This window comes from Chondromyces apiculatus DSM 436 (assembly GCF_000601485.1).
Classification (GTDB): Bacteria; Myxococcota_A; Polyangia; order Polyangiales; family Polyangiaceae; genus Chondromyces; species Chondromyces apiculatus.
The window spans coordinates 40,136-58,316 of record NZ_ASRX01000006.1; the positions used below are offsets into that span (position 1 = coordinate 40,136).

15 protein-coding genes are annotated in these 18,181 nt (G+C 72.4%); 5 read left to right on the forward strand and 10 right to left on the reverse strand.

The genetic code is table 11. The features are described 5' to 3' along the window. Positions 1-40: 40 nt before the first annotated feature. The 3 genes from CAP_RS43725 to CAP_RS04670 all read right to left on the reverse strand — a co-directional run bounded on the left by CAP_RS43725 (position 41) and on the right by CAP_RS04670 (position 6,254). The gene (locus CAP_RS43725; protein WP_081864556.1) at positions 41-2,941 is read right to left on the reverse strand and encodes a DUF4388 domain-containing protein; all 2,901 of its coding nucleotides are present in this window, start codon (positions 2,939-2,941) and stop codon (positions 41-43) included. A 31-nt stretch (positions 2,942-2,972) separates the two neighbouring features. Then, entirely contained in the window at positions 2,973-4,616 is a 1,644-nt protein-coding gene (locus CAP_RS04665) for a serine/threonine protein kinase (protein WP_052374166.1), read from the reverse strand. A gap of 369 nt (positions 4,617-4,985) precedes the next feature. Further along, positions 4,986-6,254: an SPFH domain-containing protein gene (locus CAP_RS04670; RefSeq protein ID WP_044236542.1), complete on the reverse strand. Its 1,269-nt coding sequence runs from the start codon at positions 6,252-6,254 to the stop codon at positions 4,986-4,988. A 314-nt stretch (positions 6,255-6,568) separates the two neighbouring features. On the opposite strand from CAP_RS04670, the gene CAP_RS04675 reads away from it, so the two are divergent. From CAP_RS04675 to CAP_RS04685, 3 genes are all read left to right on the forward strand, one after another. Beyond that, positions 6,569-7,684: a hypothetical protein gene (locus CAP_RS04675; RefSeq protein ID WP_044236544.1), complete on the forward strand. Its 1,116-nt coding sequence runs from the start codon at positions 6,569-6,571 to the stop codon at positions 7,682-7,684. A 126-nt stretch (positions 7,685-7,810) separates the two neighbouring features. Beyond that, complete coding sequence (locus tag CAP_RS04680) at positions 7,811-8,227, forward strand: CopG family ribbon-helix-helix protein (protein WP_044236546.1); 417 nt, start codon at positions 7,811-7,813, stop codon at positions 8,225-8,227. Beyond that, positions 8,224-8,958: an SDR family oxidoreductase gene (locus tag CAP_RS04685; protein WP_044236548.1), complete on the forward strand. Its 735-nt coding sequence runs from the start codon at positions 8,224-8,226 to the stop codon at positions 8,956-8,958. The genes CAP_RS04680 and CAP_RS04685 overlap by 4 nt, the downstream gene beginning before the upstream one ends. Before the next feature lie 144 nt (positions 8,959-9,102). Here the strand turns inward: CAP_RS04685 and CAP_RS04690 are convergent, their stop codons facing one another. From CAP_RS04690 to CAP_RS49880, 3 genes are read right to left on the reverse strand one after another with little or no spacing between them, the layout of a single operon-like run. After that, a complete protein-coding gene (locus CAP_RS04690) occupies positions 9,103-9,459 on the reverse strand; it encodes a hypothetical protein (protein ID WP_044236549.1) in 357 nt (118 codons plus the stop codon). Then, positions 9,456-10,049 (reverse strand): RNA polymerase sigma factor, encoded by a 594-nt coding sequence (locus CAP_RS49875; RefSeq protein WP_156040491.1) that lies wholly within the window; start codon positions 10,047-10,049, stop codon positions 9,456-9,458. Before CAP_RS49875 ends, CAP_RS04690 begins: the two co-directional genes overlap by 4 nt. Next, the gene (locus CAP_RS49880; protein WP_156040492.1) at positions 10,046-10,609 is read right to left on the reverse strand and encodes a hypothetical protein; all 564 of its coding nucleotides are present in this window, start codon (positions 10,607-10,609) and stop codon (positions 10,046-10,048) included. Before CAP_RS49880 ends, CAP_RS49875 begins: the two co-directional genes overlap by 4 nt. On the opposite strand from CAP_RS49880, the gene CAP_RS04705 reads away from it, so the two are divergent. Continuing rightward, positions 10,596-11,045, forward strand: coding sequence for a hypothetical protein (locus tag CAP_RS04705; RefSeq protein WP_156040493.1), 450 nt, complete (start codon positions 10,596-10,598; stop codon positions 11,043-11,045). The genes CAP_RS49880 and CAP_RS04705 overlap by 14 nt on opposite strands. Here CAP_RS04705 and CAP_RS04710 read toward each other — a convergent pair. From CAP_RS04710 to CAP_RS04720, 3 genes are all read right to left on the reverse strand, one after another. Beyond that, the gene (locus CAP_RS04710; protein ID WP_081864559.1) at positions 11,035-13,845 is read right to left on the reverse strand and encodes a VIT domain-containing protein; all 2,811 of its coding nucleotides are present in this window, start codon (positions 13,843-13,845) and stop codon (positions 11,035-11,037) included. The two genes, CAP_RS04705 and CAP_RS04710, sit on opposite strands and share 11 nt — an antisense overlap. A gap of 81 nt (positions 13,846-13,926) precedes the next feature. After that, positions 13,927-14,946 carry an NAD(P)/FAD-dependent oxidoreductase gene (locus tag CAP_RS04715; protein WP_044236558.1) on the reverse strand — a complete coding sequence of 340 codons (1,020 nt, stop codon included), beginning with the start codon at positions 14,944-14,946 and terminating at the stop codon, positions 13,927-13,929. 478 nt (positions 14,947-15,424) lie between these two features. After that, on the reverse strand, positions 15,425-15,973 hold the full coding sequence (locus CAP_RS04720; protein WP_044236561.1) for a glutathione peroxidase: 549 nt from the start codon (positions 15,971-15,973) through the stop codon (positions 15,425-15,427). Positions 15,974-16,128: 155 nt separating this feature from the next. On the opposite strand from CAP_RS04720, the gene CAP_RS04725 reads away from it, so the two are divergent. Further along, on the forward strand, positions 16,129-16,782 hold the full coding sequence (locus CAP_RS04725; RefSeq protein ID WP_044236563.1) for a glutathione S-transferase family protein: 654 nt from the start codon (positions 16,129-16,131) through the stop codon (positions 16,780-16,782). Positions 16,783-16,846: 64 nt separating this feature from the next. On the opposite strand, the gene CAP_RS04730 is transcribed toward CAP_RS04725, so the two are convergent. Beyond that, a complete protein-coding gene (locus CAP_RS04730) occupies positions 16,847-18,046 on the reverse strand; it encodes an FAD-dependent monooxygenase (protein ID WP_044236566.1) in 1,200 nt (399 codons plus the stop codon). Positions 18,047-18,181: the final 135 nt, after the last annotated feature.

Consider the following 18,181-nt stretch of genomic DNA (forward strand, 5'->3'; position numbering starts at 1 on the left):
GGCCATCACCTGCTTCCCGGAGCGGATCAGACGGCGCGCTTCAGGGCATCCCGGCGAGCGCGCGGCACTCCGCGCCCAGCTCGGAGTCCGGCGGTGAAAGCTCGGCGCACTTGCGGAACGAGGCGGTCCCTCCCCGGCCCGCGGACTGCTCTGCCGCCCCCCGCAGATGCCACGCGCTCGCGCTCCCCGGCGACCCTGCCGTGAGCTGCTGGGCGAGCTGCACGGCCCGCGCGCCTTGGCCCGCCTCCATGGCGCGCATGACCCGCGTCGACAGCGGCGCCTTCTCGTCGTCCACCGGCGCTGGCGTCGACGGCGACGGCGACGCCGACCCCTTCGCAGCGGCCGACGCTTCCCCGCCCGCGCTGGCAGGTGCCGAGGCCGGAGGCGGTGCCGAGGACGCAGCGCTCGCGGACGCCGAGGCCGCCCCGTCCGGAGTGACCGGTTCGACGAGGGCCTCGGCGCTCGGCACCGCGGTCGGCGCCGCACTCGACGCCGATCCCACCGGAGGCTGTTCCGACGCGCTCACGGTCGATGCGCGCGCTGCAGCGTCGTGCGTGGACCCTACCTCCGCCGACGGCGGGGACGGCGCTTTCACCTCGGGCACCTCCACCCTCCGCGACTGGCGCGTCCGGTTCACCATCCAGATTCCCCCGACGGTCAGCGCGAGCCCCACCACCAGCCCGACCACCACCCGCAGGAGCCGCGCCCGCCGCGCCTCCCGCTCCGGATGGCCCAGCATCGACTCGCGCGCCGTCCCTTCGCCCTCATCCTCCTCGGCGTCGCGTCGCGGCGCCCGGGCTGGCGAGGCCTCCGCTTCCTTCGCGGGCACGGTCTCCAGCGCTCCCGGCTCTCTGGGCACCAGCGCCGTCGCTGCACGCTCCAGCGCGCCGGCCCCTCCTGGTGCCGGAGCGCGATGCTCCCATGACTCTTCCGTACGCAGGGTCCCGGCTTCCGGCGTCTTCTCTTCCGCGAGCTGTCCCAGCGCGGCTGCAGCGTCTGCCGTCACGTTGTCAGCGCTGCCGTCCGACGCCGCAGGAGACGCGCGCCCATCGGCAGGCCCGCGTGCTGGAGGTGGCCCCTGCCCGCCGTCCGCTCCCCGCTGCGGCTCAGCCTGGGGCGCAGCCTCGGCCGGTGTCGCTCGACCCCCGTCCCCCACCGCTTCCCTCACCGGCGCCAGTGCCGCAGTCCGCACCGTCTCTGCAGGCGACATCCCTTCCGCAGCGTCCGCAGCGCGCGCCGCCTCTGCGACCTCCGCAGGCGCCCTCTCCTCCGCAGCCCTCGCCGCCTCTGCAGGCCCTCTCTCGCCCGCAGCCCGCACCACCCCTGCAGCCGTCGCTTCTTCGGCGTGCGCCGACGCGAGCGTCGCCTCATCGCCGCCCCTGCCCGCGCCCGCCTCTGCACCCCGCGTCGCTTCTTCGGCGTGCGCCGACGCGAGCGTCGCCTCATCGCCGCCCCTGCCCGCGCCCGCCTCTGCACCCCGCGTCGCTTCTTCGTCGCGCGCCGACGCGAGCGTCGCCTCATCGCCGCCCCCACCAGCCCCTGCCCTGGCGGCCACCAACCTTGCACCGCCGCCCGCCGGACCGAACACGCCTCCAGCCGCCACCCCGGCCGCGCCTCCCGCCCCTCGGCCAGTCCCTTCGGCGGCCTCCCTCTGCGCAACCGCCGTCCTCGCCCCCCCGAGCGCGGTGTCACCTGCCCTCGGCGCGGCTCTTGACCCGACCTCCGCCACCACCACCGGCGACACGGCATCGACCGCCCCGCGCAGCAGCACCCGCAGCGTCTGCGGCTGCACCGACAGCGGAGCAGGGACGACCCCGCCGTCCTCGGCAAGCTCCTCGCTGCTCACCGACAGGGGCAAAGGCTCCCCCTCGTGCCCCAGCCCCTGGTGCATGCGCCGGAACCGGGTCCCGAGCGATGCCGGCCCCTGCAGATCGTCCCCGGTGCCCTCCGGCTCCACGCTCGGCACCACGTCTTCCGCGCCTGCCGTCGGCGTCGCCGCCGGGACCAGGAGCCCCTCGAAGTACAGCTTCGAGATGGTCGACAGGGTCGACAGATCCTCGAACGGCGAGGTGTCCACCACCTGCATCAGCGTCCGCCGCCCGTCGAAGAGCCGCAGGATGCCGTTCAGCTCGTCGGGGATCTCGTTCAGCCGCTCGAGCAGCTCCTCGTGGTCCACGTCGAACACCGTGGAGAGCGGCGGCAGCGCTTCGAGGAGCCGCCCCCACTCGTCCACCCGACGCATCCCCTCCATCAGGAGGCCCTGCGTCGACGCGTCGATCACGTCGGGGCTCTCCACCTTGCAGAACTCGACCTCGAAGGTCCCCTCGCTCCAGAGCAGCGCGCGGTAGACGGCCTCCTCGCCCGCGAGGCGGCCCAGGGTCGCGTCCACCACCTTGCCGTCGCGGAAGTAGATGTGCGCCTCGTCCTCGCCGCTCGCGAGGTGCACGACCCCGCTCTTGCGGCTCACCTCGAAGGTCTGCAGGAGGTCGACCACGTTCATGTCCGCGATCGCCCCCGAGAACCGCATCCTCCCGCTCGGCCCCGAGCGCGTCGTGAAGCCCTCGCGCTCCCGCCGCGCCAGGAGCAGCTTCACCCGCGCGATCAGCTCGCGCACGAAGATCGGCTTCGTCAGGTAGTCCTCGATCCCGAGCTCCAGCCCCCGGATCTTGTCCTCCACCGACTTCTGGCTGGTCAGGAACACCACCGGGATCGACGCCCACTCGGCGTGCTCCTTCATCCGGCTGACCAGCCCGTAGCCATCGAGGTTCGGCAGCCGGCTGTCGGCGAGCACCAGATCCGGCGTCGAGAGTTCGAGCTTCACCAGCGCATCGAGCCCGTCCTTCGCGGTGGTGACGCTGTAGCCGGCCTTGCGAAGGCTCACCTCCAGGACCCGCAGGCTGCGCGGATCCGCGTCGACCAGGAGCAACTGTTGCTTCGCCACCTTGGATGCTTCGTCCGTCGCCGCGCGGCGGCTACTTCTTCTTCTTCTTGCTCCAGGGATCCACGATGTCGCCCTCGCCCACGGGCGTCTTCGGCGTCGTGCTCCCGCGCTGCCCGCCGGAGCCTCCGGTGGGCGTCCCCGCCGGGCGTGCGCTCGTCAGCGCCGTCGCGCTCGGCGCTGCGCTCGGCGCCTCGGGCGCGTCCGGCTCCACCACCGCCGTCGTCTCCACTGACGTCGGCGACGTCGGCGACGTCGGCGACGTCGGCGGCACCAGTGACGTCGTTGGCGCCGCGGCTTCCTGGGTGGCTGCCGCGCTCGCGCTGACCTGTGCCGGCGGCCTGGCCGCGACCGGCGAAGGCTCCTGCGCCGACGTCCCTTCCGGCGAGGTGGCCTCCGTGGTCCCGCTGTCCCCGATCCAGCTCCGCAAACCGAGCGCCGCCACCAGAGGCACCACCACCGCAGTCACCGCGATGGCCGCCTTCGTGCGCTGTGACATCGACGGCGCTGCCACCACCTCGGGGAGCTGCACCGGCCCCAGCATCGGGTTCGAGTCCCGCAGCCGCATCGCGGGCCGCCGTGGGCGCTCGCTCCCCACGGCTGCCTCTTTCGGGTTGGCGAGCGCCTGCTCCAGCGCCTCTGCCAGCTCCGTCATCGTCGCGAACCGCTCCTCGGCGCGCTTGGCCAGGCAGCGCATCACGATGGGCCCGAACGACCCCAGCGCGGACGCATCCGGCGCCACCCGCTCGATGGGCTCGGGCACCGCGAACATGTGCTTGGTGAGGACCCCCATGTACGTATCGGCCTCGAAGGGCACCCGCCCCGAGAAGCACTCGTACATGATCACGCCGAGCGCATACACATCCGTGCGCCCATCCACCTGCTTCCCTTCGGCCTGCTCGGGGCTCATGTAATGCGGCGTCCCGAACACCATCCCCACCCGGGTGAGCCGCCGGTTCCCCGCCACCTTGGCCACCCCGAAATCCAGGAGCTTCACCTGCTCCGCGTCCCCCTTGCGGACGACGAACACGTTGTCCGGCTTGAGATCGCGGTGCACCACGCCGGCCGCGTGCGCGGCTTCCAGCGCCCGCGCACACTGGATGAACAGCGGCGCGATCCGCGCGGGCGTCACCTGCTTCTCGGTGCGGAGCAGCGTCCCCAGGGACACCCCTTCGAGCAGCTCCATCACGAAGAACGGCTGGCTCGACTCTCGCGGCCCTCCCTCGATGGAGCCGAAGTCCATCACCGTCACGATGTTGGGGTGCCCGATCCCGGCCGCGGCCTTCGCCTCCTGGGTGAAGCGCGCCACGAGGTCCGGATCCTTCGCGATGTCCCGGCGCAGCACCTTCATCGCCAGCGTGCGCCCGAGCGTCGCGTGCCGCACCTCGTACACGGTGCCCATCCCGCCCTCACCGAGCAGGGACAGCACCTCGTACCGGCCGCCGAGCACCGCGCCGATCAGGGGATCCGCGCTCGGGCTCCAGTCGCTCGCGTCGACCAGGTTGGTGCCGTCGAACGGGCAGAAACGCGCATTCGTCGACGAGAAGGTCTGTTTGCACTGCGGGCAACGTCGGGCCCGAGGCGAGGGGCGGTCTACCTGGAGCGGCGCTGACTGCGGCCCCTCCCCCGGGCTCCCCGTCGCGGCCTCGCCACCGCTCGGGAGAGTGCCTGGGTGCATGCGCAGCGTTGAAGGCACGCGGCGAGCTTAATACACCTGGGCCGTACTCCGGCCCTTTTGTATGGGCTCCTCGCGTCATGTCGGCACCGCGAGGGCACACGCCCCCGCAGCCCCGCCGAGCAAGGCCTGCCAGGGCCCCATCGCCGCACGATCCACCCGAAAATTTCGGGGCGTGATGCCGCTCCGGGCCTGGTGCTCGTCGTGGTTGGAAGTGGGCGGAGTCCCCGGCCACGTCGGTCAGGTGACGTGCCCGCACGGAGCGGTGGCACGGGAGATATCGGCGACTCTAGAAACGTGCGGAATGAACGCGCAGAGGGAACGCGCGGAGGGAACGCGTGGGATGAACGCGCCGAGTCGCCGACGGCGTGCTCAGATCTCTTCCAGGATCTTCGCCTTGCGGGCCTGGAAGTCTTCCTCGGAGATCAGCCCCTTCCCCTTCAGCTCGGCGAGGCGCTGCAGCCGCTGCTCCACGCTCTGCGCCCCTCCACCGGCCGCTCCCTGGGGAGCCCCCGGCGGCGCTCCTTGTGGCGCTCCCGCATAGCCCTGCGGCGCCGCGGGGTAGCCTTGCGGCCCGCCGGGATAGCCGGGCTGTGCGCCCTGCGGTGCTCCCGGGTAACCCTGCGGCGCGCCAGGATAGCCAGGCGGCGGGTAGCCGGGGTGACCGTACCCCTGCTGGTGCGCCGGGTTCATCATGTTCGCCATCCCCACGCCCACCGCCATCTGCGCCCCGAGACCCGCGACACCGGCGTCCCCGCCACCCTTGGCCATCCCCTCGCCCGCGCCGAGCATCGCCTGCCCTGCCGCGTACTGGTTCCAGCCGCCCGCCATCTGCGTGTAGCGCGCGTCCTGCCCGAACTTCTGGTCCAGCTCGAACTGCTTCGCCCGCGCCTGATCGGCGGCGATGCTCACGTTGCGCCGCGCCTCGCCGCGCGACTTGTTCGCCTCGCGCAGGAGCTTCTGATCCTCCGGCGCGAAGTTGATGTTGAAGTTGCCGATCTCGAGCACCCGGACCCCGATCTCCTCGAGATTCGGCGCTAGCTGCACGATCCGGCCCGCGAGCTCCATGCTCATGCCGCCGAGGTTCAGCAGGCTCTTCTGCTGCTGCGCGCAGGTCTGGGCGATCACCGTCTTCACCGACATGAAGAACTTGCCCTTGATCCAGCCGAGGATGGCGTCGTTGTCATTCGCGCCGGCCGCCTGCCCGTGGTAGCCGATGACGAAGCGCACCGGATCCACCACCACCAGCGAGAACTCGCCGAAGATGCGCGGCGTCACGAACTCGTAGAGGATCGGATCCTCCATCGACTCCAGCGGCCCGCCGAACGGCAAGCTGCGCACCGGCTGGGTCTTCACGAAGAAGACCTCCGCGATGAACACGTCCCCACCCGTGAACTTGTTCACCAGATTGTTCAGGAACGGGATGTTCTGGCTCTGGAGCGTGTGCCGCCCGGCAGGCAGGTGGCCGACGTAGCGCCCATCCTTGAAGAACAGGGCACACTCGTCACTGTCGACCGTGAGCTGCGACCAGAAGGGGATGTTCTGGTCGGGGTGCTTGTAGACGATGAGGTGCTTCAGCGCATCCGGGCGCGCGATCATCATCTCGCGGACGCCGCTCTTCACGAAATCCATAATCCCCATGTCGCGCTCCCTTTCGATTCTGCCCGTGCGCCTCGTTCCGGCGCGCTTCCACGAACTCTGACGCTCTCTGACGCTTTGTTCGACGACGCTTTGTTCGACGACGCTTTGTTCGACGACGCTTTGTTCGACGCTTTGTTCGACGCTTTGTTCGACGCTTCTTCTCGACGCTTTTGCGGCGCTTCTCGCTGCCGTCGCCACTCCGCGCTTTCTCGATGCGCCGCCACGCGCGGCCTTGCGAGCGTACGGCCGCCTCAAGATAATCCGCCGAGGTCGGGTCAGCAATGCCCCGACGAACCTGGAAGGACCAAGATCCGATGATCCCGCCGATCGACATGGGCACGCTCTCTCCGCCCGCCCAGAAGATCGCCCAGCCCTCCGCGCCCCCGAAGCTCCAGGACATGGCGGCCCGGGGGGTCGCCCCTGGCCTCAAGCCGGGTGAACTCACCACTGTCCTCGTGCTCCTCGCCGCGAGCGAGCGCGACTCGGTCCGCGAGACGGCGACGAAGACCCTCGCCGCCCTGCCCGACCCGATCCTCACCGGCGCCCTCGGCAGCGACCTCCCCCCCGCCGTCGTCGACCACCTCGCCCGCGCCTACACCGCCCGTCCCCCCGTGCTGGAGAAGCTCCTCGCGATGCCCCGCATCGACGTGGAGACCCTCCTCCACCTCGCCACGACCGGCGACGAGGCCACGACCGAGCTCATCGCCGTCAACGAGGAGCGCCTCCTCAAGAACCCCCGCGTCATCGAGAAGCTCTACCTCAACAAGCACACCCGCATGTCGACGGCCGACCGCCTCATCGACCTCGCGACCAGGAACAGCGTCGAGCTCACCGGCATCCCCGCCTGGCGCGAGGCGAGCACCGCCATCAAGGACGAACTCATCCCCGAGCCCTCTCCCGAGCCCACCCCCGACGACATGCTCTTCCAGGAGACCGACGCGATCGCCGAGGAGCTCACCGACGCCGCGACCACCGACACCCACCTCGAAGATGATGAGGGCCAGGAGAAGGTCCTGGAGAAGTTCCTCCCCCTCTACAAACGCCTCGCCGACATGACCATCTCCCAGCGCATCCGCCGGGCCATGCTCGGCACCCGCGAGGAGCGCATGCTGCTCGTGCGCGACAACAACCGCCTCGTCGCCAGCGCCGCCGTCCGCAGCCCCCAGATGCAGGAGGACGACATCGCCCTCATCAGCAGGAACCGCAACATCTCCGACGAGGTGCTCCGCGTCATCGCCTCCACCGCCGAGTGGATGCACAGCTACACCATCAAGAAGAGCCTCGTGGAGAACCCGCGCACCCCCGTCATGGTGGCCACCAAGCTCGTCCCCCTCCTGCGCGAGAGCGACCTCAAGTCCATCTCCAAGAGCAAGAACGTCACCTCCCCCGTGAAAGACGCCGCGCGCCGCCACCTCGACCGCCGCAAGTGATCGCTCCCGCGCCACGTCCCCCGTCACTCCCCCCGTCACTCCCCCCGTCACTCCCCCCGTCACTCTCCCCGCCACGCAGCCCGTGCCCTCTTCCCCGTTCCCCCGCCCACCGCTAGCCTCCCGCCCATGAGCGATCTGGTCCGCTTCGGCGTGGCGATGGACCGGGCCTTGCTCGGCGAGTTCGACCAGCGCATCGCCGCCCGCGGCTACGAGAACCGCTCCGAGGCCCTGCGCGATCTCATCCGCGCCGATCTCACCCGCGCAGCCTTCGAGGGCGGCGCGCGCGTCGCCGCCACCCTCACCGTCGTCTGCACCCCCGCCGCGCGCGAGTCCAGCGGCCGCCTCTCCGAGATCGAGCGCGACCGCGCCCCCTTGATCGTGGCGAGCCTCGTGGTCCCCCTCGACCGGGAGCGCACCATGCAAGTCACCGCCCTCCGCGGCCGCGCCTCGGACCTCGCCGCCATGGCCGGCCAGATCGCCGGCATCAAGGGCGTGCTCTCCTGCGAGCTGTCCGTCGCGGCCCCCCTGCCTGAGGCAGGGTGAGCGACGCCCGCCGCGTCCTCCTCGTCGGCGCCACCGGCCACCTCGGCCGCGCCCTCGCCTTCGCCCTCGCCGCCCGCGGCGATCACCTCGTCCTCACAGCCCGCGATCCCGCGCGCCTCCAGTCCCTCGCCGCGGATCTCACCGCGCCCTCCTCCAGCACCCACCCCTCCCCCAGCGCCCCACCTCCCCAGGTCATCCCCGCCGATCTCCGCGCCCCCGACGCCCCCGCGCGCATCGCCACCGCGGCCCTCGCGACCGGCGACATCGACCACCTGCTCCTCGCCTCCGGCCCATTCCCGCGCACCCCCCTCGCCGATCTCGATCGCGACGCGCTCCTCGACGCACTGACCGTGCACGCCGTCGCCCCACTCCTCCTCGCCAGCGCACTCTCCCCGGCCCTCGCCCGGCGCCACGGCGCCATCGTGGCCCTCGGCGACGCCGGCGTGGCCCGCCCCTACCCGAACCACCTCGCGTACATCACCGCGAAGGGCGCCCTCGACGCCGGCCTGCGCACCCTCGCCCTGGAGCTCGCCCCCCACGTGCGCGTGAACCTGCTCTCCCTCGGCGTCGTCACCGACCCCGAAGCCAGCCGCGACCCCGCCCGCTTCCCCCGCCTCGCCGCGCGCGCCACCCTGGGCCGCTTCGGCACCCCCGCAGAAGTCGTCCACGCCGCCCTCGCCCTCCTCGACGCCACCTGGACCACCGGCGAAGTCTGGGGCCTCGGCCGCTGAGTACTGCGTACCCTGGATCAGGGGCCGAGGCCCCTACGCTCCCGATGGTCGCTACCCCCGTGGCCAGCATGGAGCGCACCGCGAGGAACTGAGGCCGAAGAGGGAAGCGCCGCAGAGCCCTCCCCCGTGCGAACGGAGGCGTTCCTAACGGCGGCCTGCGCCGAGGATGCGCGCCAGCACGGCCCGCGCCGTCGTCGAGAGCCCCTCCGGATCCAGCGCCGCCTCCACCGCGCGCAGCGCCCGCGCCCTCTCGTACGCCTCGGCCCGCCCTGCCTCGTCGAGGTCGTACCAGGCTGGATGCGCCTGGATGTTCCCGTCCGGATCCCGCCCCCGGAACGCCCCTGCCGCCGCCTCGATCAGCCGCTCCCGGTCCCCGTCGCCCTCCGGCGGCGCGCCTCCCCCACCTGCCCCACCCGGCGGCGCGCCTGCCCCCTCCGCCCCACCCGGCACTTCCGGCGGCTCCTGCCCCGTGACCTCGTCGTCCTCGTGCGGCCCGCTCATGACAGCTCCGCCCCGAGGTCCACGTTGTGCCGCTCCAGGCACTCCGCCAGCAGCTTCCGCGCCCGCGTGAAGTTCTGCAGGAAGGTGTTCGCCCGCATCCCCAGCCGCTCCGCCAGCACCTCGTCCGGCTCTGCCCCGCCCGCCGCGAGCCGCGCCTCCAGCACCTCGGCGGGCTTGCCGCGCAGCTTCTCGCGGCACGCCTCGATCACCCGCCGCAGCAGCGGATCCGGCCCGGCCGGCATCACCCCCGCCTCCTCCGCGGCCAGGGCGCGCTCCAGCGCCTCCTCGTCCACCGGCGCGACCCGTGCCCTCCGCAGCTCGTCCACGCACAGGTTCCGCGCGATCCGCACCCCCACCCGGAACAGGCTGTTCGGGCGACCGTCCGCCGCATGCCGCGGCGCCACCTGCCAGACCCGCAGGAGCGCCTCCTGCAGCACGGCCTCCACGTCCACCCGCACCGCGAACGACCGCATCGACTCCCGCAGCGAAGGCTCCGCCCCCGCGAGCCAGCGCCCGAAAGCCGCCGCGTCGCCTTCCGCGATCGCCTGCAGGTGAACGTCCAGATCCAGCATCGCGTCGACCTCCATCATGCAACGCCGAGAGCGTGAACGCTCAAGGCGGGACGTCGAACGAGAGCAGAAACGTGAGTCCGTACCTCGCGTACTCCGCACTCCATCGCGTGTACCGCACCGTCCTCGGGCGAGCGTAGCGGCCGGAATGCCCTCCGTCGAGATGGGCTCATGACGACGGCGCTCGCCTCTGGCTGCCATCGAGCCGCCCGACATGGTAGCCGGGGCGCGGGTATGGCCTCGACAAGGGCAGATGCGCGCTCGCAGGCTGCGTAGGGCTCCCGCGAGAGCAGCGCGCCCCCGTCCTTGGCGATCTCGGTGTCTGCGAGCTGGCTCTCCGCAGGTACCGCGACGCTGCCGAGCACCTCTACGAGAGCCTCTACGAGAGCCTCAAGGACGAAGCAGCCCTGAAGCCCGAGCAGCGGCGCCACTTCAAGCAGGCCGAGAAGGAGGCGAGCGGCGAGATCGCCGTGCTGTTCATCAGCGTCAACCCGGCCGACGCCCAGGTCCTCCTCGACGGCGTCCCTTTGCCGACCCGTGCTCACCCTGGATGTCACCGAGGCCCAGATGCTCAGCTCCACGATCGACCAGCTCTTCCGCGAAGCTCCCTGGATGTTCGTCGCCTTCTTCCTCGCCGTGCTCATCGCCCAGCTCGAGCTGATGCGGGACGAACGCAGGTCGCAGGCAAAGGCGGCCGACGCGCGCCACGCCGAGTCCCTCTCGCTGATGATCGCCATCCGGCGCGGGCTCGTCGTGCGCAGACCCTTGAACCTCCGCGAGGTGAGGGCCCGCGCCACCTGGCGCGGCACCCGCCGTCGCCGCTCCGGACACGTCTCCACAGGGTTGCTGGGTGTGGTGCGTGGCATCTTCGACGCCGACGCTGCGCTCGACAACGCCTGGGAGCCGCACCTTCACTGCCCCCTCTGCGTCGCCGAGCAGATCGCGGCCCCCCCACGGCCGCCCGACGACGAGCCTCCCGCTCTCCGGCCTGCTGCTTCCCGGAGACTCAGAGCGTGATCCGGATCTCCACACCTCCGCGGTGCAGCACGACGACCTGGATGGGTGCGGCCAGCGCGCCCTGCAGCAGCGCCGCCAAGCGCAGCACCTGCCCTCCGCCCACCTGCCCTGCGGCCGTCGACGGCGCGGGCACAACGCTGGTCCGCACCACCGACCCATCCTCCAGGTGCAGCTCCACCTCCCCGGCGGGAGACCAGTCGAGCGGCGCCCCGTCCACCGTGACGTAGACGATCACCACATCGTCCTTCTGGAGCCCGATGCGCCCGACGAACGATCGCCGGGGAGACCGTGCCCCCATCGCAGGCGGCGGCGCACCAGCCCCTGGCGGCGCACCAGCCCCTGGCGGCGCACCAGACCCTGGCGGCGCACCAAACCTAGACGGCGCACCAGACCCAGGAGGCGGCGGCGGCGGACCAAACCCAGGCGACGCGGGCGGCACGCTCGGCACCACCCTGGGGGGCATCGGAGGCGGGGTAGGCGACGCGGGCGAGGGCATCCTCTGCTTCCCTGGCGGCGACGCTACCTCACGGCTTACGAACGACCTCCCCCCCCTGATCTGCTCCATGGGTCCCGCGCCCTCCGGAGGCTGCGGCGGCATCATCGCCGGCGCCTCCACCGGCAACACGGAGCGCGACCGCGACTCCATGAGCACCTCGGCCTCCTCGTCATCCACGCTCATCGCGCGGCCTCCGATGCGCCTGCCCTCCACCACGGCCTCTTTCTTGGCCTTCGCCGCCTCGCCCTTCGCCGCCTGCCCCGCGGCCATCTCCCTCTGCACCTGCGCCCGCCCTCCCCGACCCCCCCGCATCGCCTGCGCCAGCGGCGCCTGCCCCGGCGTCCCTGGCGCCGCGGCCCGCAGCCCCACCCCCTCCGCGCTCATCCCGTGTGGCAGCTCGTGCGGCATCCGCTCCTGCCGCGTCGGCGCCCCCGGGTCCACCATCACCTCCGCCGACACCGCCACCCACGACGTCAACCGCGTCGCGATCTGGAACGCGATCCCCAGCCCCTCGATCGCCGGATCGAGCGCCGTCCTCCCTTCCCCCGACGCCAGCGCCGCGCGCTGCATCTCCAGGTCCTCCACGGCCTCTCGCCCGAACAGCGCCGCTGCCGCCTGGTTCCCCTCCCCGCGGCCCACCGCGGGCACCGTCACCCGCTGCTCCCACCCCCCGCGCGCCGTCCGCCCCTGCACCACGATCTCCCCGCCTTCGGGCCGCAGCGACACCCCCACCAGCGCCGGCGCCCCCGCGAACAGATCCGGCAGCCGCGCCGGCGCGTGCCCGAGCACCGCCGACCCCCCGACCGACACCTCCACCACCAGCGGCGCCCGCGTCCGCGACAGCACCCGCTGCGCCGCCGCCCCCGGATCTTCCCCGAGCCCGATCACCACCTCCACCCCGCGTCCCGCCCGCGCCGCGGGCGCCGTCAGCGAGCGGTTCACGGCCGACCCCACCCCCACCGTGTGCAGCCGCGACCCGACCGGCAGCCGCGCCAGGATCGCCTCCACCACCTGCGCCTCGAACCCGATCTGCCCGTCGGTCACCAGCACCACCTGCCGCTGCGCCTCTGCGCGCAGCCCCGACAGCGCCTCCAGGATCCCCGAGCGCATCTCCGTCCCCCCGCTCGCCCGCAGCGCTCCGAGCCACCCGATCGCCTCCCGCCGCACCGCCTCGCTCGCGTAGGCCGCCTCCGCCTTGAACCGCCGCGCCTGGCTCGAAAACTCGATGATCTCGATCCGGTCTGCCTCCCGCAGCGACCCCACCAGCGCCGACGCCACCCCCACCGCCTGCGCGAGCGGCTCCCCGCCCATCGACCCGCTCGTATCGAGCAAGAGGATCATGTCCCGCGCCACCGCCGCCATCTCCGCCTCGCGCGCCGGCGGCACCAGCGTCAGCAGCCCGTACGCCGCGGCGTCTCCCGCGGTCCTCCCCGCGCGCGGCCGCCCCACGTCGAGCGACAGCCCCACCTCCGGCGCTGCCGCCGCCCACTGCACCACCAGATCCCTGTCGAGCCGCGCCCCTTCCCGCAGCGTCACCACCGCGCCCGCGAGCCCCAGCGCGCCCACCTCGATCGCATGCGTCGGCGACACCGGCGACGCCCCTCCGGGGATCGCATCCCGCACCACACACCGCAGCGACGCCCGCGCCCCGATCGGCCCGTCGGCCACCTCCTGCGTGACCCGCGCCGCGTCCTCCACCCTCCCCGGCTCACCCAGGTACCGCGGCGCAACGACCGTGGGAAACCGCCACGCCCACGCCCCTCCCGTGCCCCCTCCTCGGGCAGCCCCGCCTGCGTTTGCGCCCGCGCCTGCGTGCGCGCCCGCGTCCACCCCGCCTTCCAGCCACGCGAGCCGCTGGTCGAGCACCACCTCCGCCACCAGCTCAGCGCCCGGCGGAATGTTCCCGATCTCCTGCGTGAACAGGCTCGACCGATCCTGCTCCAGCAGCGCCGCGCTCCGCCCCTCCACGAGCGCCTCCTCGTACCGCGCCCGCGCCTTCGACCGCCCATCGATCTCCCCCACGATGTGCCGCCCGCCCACCCGGAACGCGAACCCGCTCACCGCGCTGTCCGCCGGCAAGGGCAGGCTGTAGGTGACCGCGAGCGGCTCCGCGTGCGGGTTCTGGAACCGCTGCTCCAGCACCACCCGCGCCACCCCTCCCCGGGCATCGACGGCCACGGACGTCCCCAGGAGGGGAAGTGAACGCCCCCCCACGGCCACCAGGCGGGCCCCGTTCGAAGGGGCAGCGCCGGAGCGCGCGTCACGTACGGAAGAAACAGCGGCGGGTGCGGGTGCAGGCATCATGGTCTCTCTCTCTCCTTCGTGGTCTTCGAGCGACCAACGGGCGGCACCCCGACCTGGTGACAAAAATAATTTCGCCCCCCGTTAGCCCGGGGCTGCGTCCTCCAGCTCCAGCTCCACCGGCCTGTCCGCGACCAGCGCGGCGAGCGCCCGACCCGACGTCCACGCCGCCTCCACCCGCGCCCCGAGGCACCAGTCCCCGCACACCCCGATCCGCCGCTCCCCGTCCCAGAGCGCCGCCTCCCCGAGGGGCTGCTCGGTCCGCGCGTGCCGCCAGCGGTGCGTCGCCGTGTGGAGCGGCGCCTCCTGCGCCCCCGTCGCGGCCACGAACGCGCCGAGCAGCATCGTCCCCACCTCGGCCGCGTCCCGCTCCAGCATCCGCCGCGACCACCCGGGCGACGCCTGCACCACCCACCGATCCGGCTCCTCTGTCGCCCCGGGGCGCGAACTCTCGCGGGCCACCCACGACAGCGGCCCCTCCTCGTAGCGCTGCACGTCGGGCGCATCCACCCGCCCTGCGAACGCTGCCATCATCGTCCAGCATGGCGCCATCTCCACCGCCGACACCACCTCCCCGAACGGGTGGTTCGCCGCCTGGAGCAGCGGCGCCGCCTGCGCCGCCGGGATCGCCAGGAGCACCGCGTCGAACCGCTCCACCTCTCCGCCCTCGTCGAGCACCTCCCCCGGGAACGCACTTTTCGCCGGCACCACCCGCACCAGCCACCCCACCTCGTCGTCGCGCAGGAACAGCACCTGCTGCCCGAGCCGCACCTCGGCCCCGCACTCGGCGGCCATGTGCCGCGCGATCGCCGACATCCCCGGCACGCCCGTCCACCTCCCTGCCCCTGCCGCGGGCCAGGGCGCCGCCGCCCCGTCCGCCACGAGGAAGTCCAGCAGGGCCCGGAACGACGCCCCCCGCGCCGTCACGTACTGCGCCCCGTGGTTGAAGTGCATCGACCCCTCGCGCCGCGTCGCCACCCGACCGCCCACCCCGCGCCCCTTGTCGAACAGCGTCACGGCCACGCCCAGGGCCGACAGCTCCGTCGCGCAGGCAAGCCCCGCGATCCCTGCGCCTATCACCGCGATCCGAGCGCGCTCCGTCATCTCACCATCATCCTACGACCCGCGCTGCCGAGGCCAGTCCGCGACCAGTGCGCGGCCAGGCAACGTCCCCGAGACCACGTCGTTCCCGGACACCCACCCTCCCGCCCGCGTTCCCGCGAACTTTCCCGGAAGAAAGGCAGGGGGGACGCGCGTCCCCTCGTGGATACCCGACGGCCAGGTTCGCCCGCCAGCGCGCCCTGCCAGCGCGCCCTGCCAGCGCGCCCTGCCAACGCGCCCATGGCGTCCACGCTGGCTGGAGACATCGTCCTGGTCCTCAACACGGAAGCGCCGCCGCGCGACGACGACTGGGCCAGGTTCGTCCATCCGCGCGGCGCTCGACGGTCTCCACGCCGAGCTGAGCGTCCCCTTGAAGTGCACGTCCATCGGGTCACGGCGCCGCTGAACGGAGCGCGCCTCGAAGGAGCCCCCCCGCACCTCACCCCCCGCACCTCACCCCGCGCTCCTCACCCCGCGCTCCTCACCCGAGCGCGGCCTCGATCGCCCGCGTCACCCGCGGATCTCCCGGCGTCACATCGGGCGCAAACCGCGCCACCACCTTGCCCTCCCGGTCGACCAGGAACTTCTCGAAGTTCCAGAGGATGTCGTGCGCTTCCCCCGAGAGCAGCCCGTACCCTTCGAGCGTCTTGCGCAGCCCGCTCTCCGCGTCGGCCTCCGCCTTCGGGATCGCGTGCGTCAGGTGCGCGTAGAGCGGGTGCTGCCCCTCGCCCTTGACCACGATCTTCTCGAACATCGGGAACTCCACCCCGTAGCTCGTGCTGCAGAACTGCTGGATCTCCTCGTCGGTCCCCGGCTCCTGCGCTCCGAACTCGTTCGCCGGGAACCCGAGCACCGCGAGCCCTCGATCCCGGTAGCGCTCGTGGAGCTTTTCGAGCCCCTCGTACTGCGGCGTGAGCCCGCACTGCGAGGCCACGTTGACGATGAGCAGCACCTTCCCCTCGAACTCCCCGAGCGTGGTCTCCGCGTGATCGATGCGACGGACCGGAATCTCGTACAGCGCGGCTTTCACCTTCGAACGCCCTCACCTTTCTCACCTCGGCCGGGACTTCCCGGCGAGGCCCCGCGACTGTAGCGCGAAGCGCCCTGCGCGACCGGCTTGTTCCTCCCCTGGTCGATGGGGCACCCTTGCGTCCCGCAGGTGCTCCCGGAGCCGGAGGAACGAACATGCAACCCGCCCCCACCGATCTCACCAGGCCCGTGCTCTTTGGCCGTTCCAGCTCCCACTTCACGCGCATCACCCGGCTCTTCGCCGCCGAGATGCGCGTCGACTACACCTTCCAGGTCGTGCGCGACCTCATGTCCGCCAACCCGGCCGACTACGGCGGCAACCCGGCCCTCCGGCTGCCCACGCTCCACACCGCGCGCGGCGTCTGGTTCGGCGCCCTCAACATCTCCCGCGCGCTGTCCCGGCTCTCCCCGCGCACACCGCAGACGGTGTGGCCCGAGGACCTCGACGCCCCGGTCCTCGCCAATGCCCAGGAATTCGTCACCCAGGCCATGGCCACGGAGGTCAGCCTGGTCATGGCCAAGGTCGCCGGCGGCAGCGACGACAACGCGCACCAGGTCAAGCTGCGCAGGAGCCTGCTCAACATGATGGCGTGGCTGGAGGACAACGCGCGGCCCGCGCTCGACGCGCTCGACGCCCTCCGCAGAGACCGCGACCTCAGCTACCTGGAGGTCACCCTCTTCTGCCTGGTCACCCACCTGGAGTTCCGGGACGTCCTCCCCCTGGCCCCCTACCCGGCGCTGAACGCGTTCTGCGCGCAGTTCGCCGCCCGCCCCTCGGCCGAGGCGACCACCTACCGCTTCGACACCTGAAGCCAGGGAGACTCGCTGCGCTCGGAACGAACAGGTCGAGGGAACGAACAGCGCGGCCCCCCGGTCACCCCGTCCAGGTGCCGTAGTCCGGGAGCGTGATCGCGTTGGTTGGCGGCGACAGCAGCTTGCCGAAGAGGTTCTGCACCACCGGCACGGTGGCGAAGCGCAGCACGGTGTTCCTCAGTGCGATCGCGGGCCGCGTCCGCGGCGACGCCAGGCGGGGCGCGAACCTCGGCACGGACTGGGCCTCCTTCACGTAGGGCCGCAGGATCTTCTCGTAGGACGCGAACGCCTCCCGGTGGTCGTCGTGGCGCCCCAGCTCGCCGGCGAGGACGTAGGCCCCGACCAGCGCCAGGCTGGTGCCCATGCCGCTCACGGGCGAGGCGCAGTAGGCGGCGTCTCCGAGGAGCGCCACCCGGCCCTTCGACCAGCGGGGCATCCTCACCTGCCCCACGTCCTCGAAGTAGAAGTCCTTCGCCTTGAAGCACTCGGCGAGCACCCGCGGCACCTCCCAGCCCGCGTCGGCGAAGACGCGCGCGAGCAGCGCCTGCTGCTCCGCCCGATCGAGCTTCTCGTAGCCGCGCTCGGAGGTCAGGAACATCATCGCCGCCCGGGTCGTGCCCAGGTTGTCGGGGCGCAGCAGGACGCTCCGGCTCCCCGGCGCGCTGAACCACCGCGCCCAGCGCCCGTCGGTGTCCGCGCGGGGGATGGTGAAGTAGGCCGTGTAGAGGTTGAAGGGCCGCATTGTCACCTCGTCGCCGAAGACGAGCTTGCGGGTCCGGGAGTTGATCCCCTCGGCGATGACCACGAGATCGAAGGTCCTCGTTGCCCCGTGGAGGAAGCGCGCCTCCACCTTCTCGCCGTCGTCGACGAGGCCCGTCACCTGATCGCCGAAGACGTACGTCACGCCCTCCTGCGCGCGCGCGATGAGCACCTTGGCCAGCTCGCCCCGCAGGATCTCCAGCTCCGCGACGGGCCCCTCGCCCCCGAACGCCTCCGCGCCGATGCCCGCCTGGGTCCGGTTCTCCGCGTCGACGAAGGCGATGCCGTCCTCGTGGGTGGTGTTCTCGCGGATCGCCTGCTCGATCCCCATCCGCTGCACCACCTTCCTCCCCGCGCCGCGGATGTCGACGGTCTGTCCCCCGTCCCGCAGCTCCGGGGCCCGCTCGACCACCACGATCTCTCCGCCGTGGCGACGCAACCAGAACGCGAGGGCCGGGCCCGCGATGCTGGCGCCGGTGATGAGAACAGAGCGCTGCTTCATGTCGGTTCCTCCGGGCGGTGGGCGTGGTGATCCCTGCGGGGGCGCGCTGCGGGAGCGGCTCCTCAGGGTCAGCACCAGGCGATAGCTCCGCGACAGCGCGTCTGCCAGCGGGCCATCCCGGCTCTTCCTGCCAGG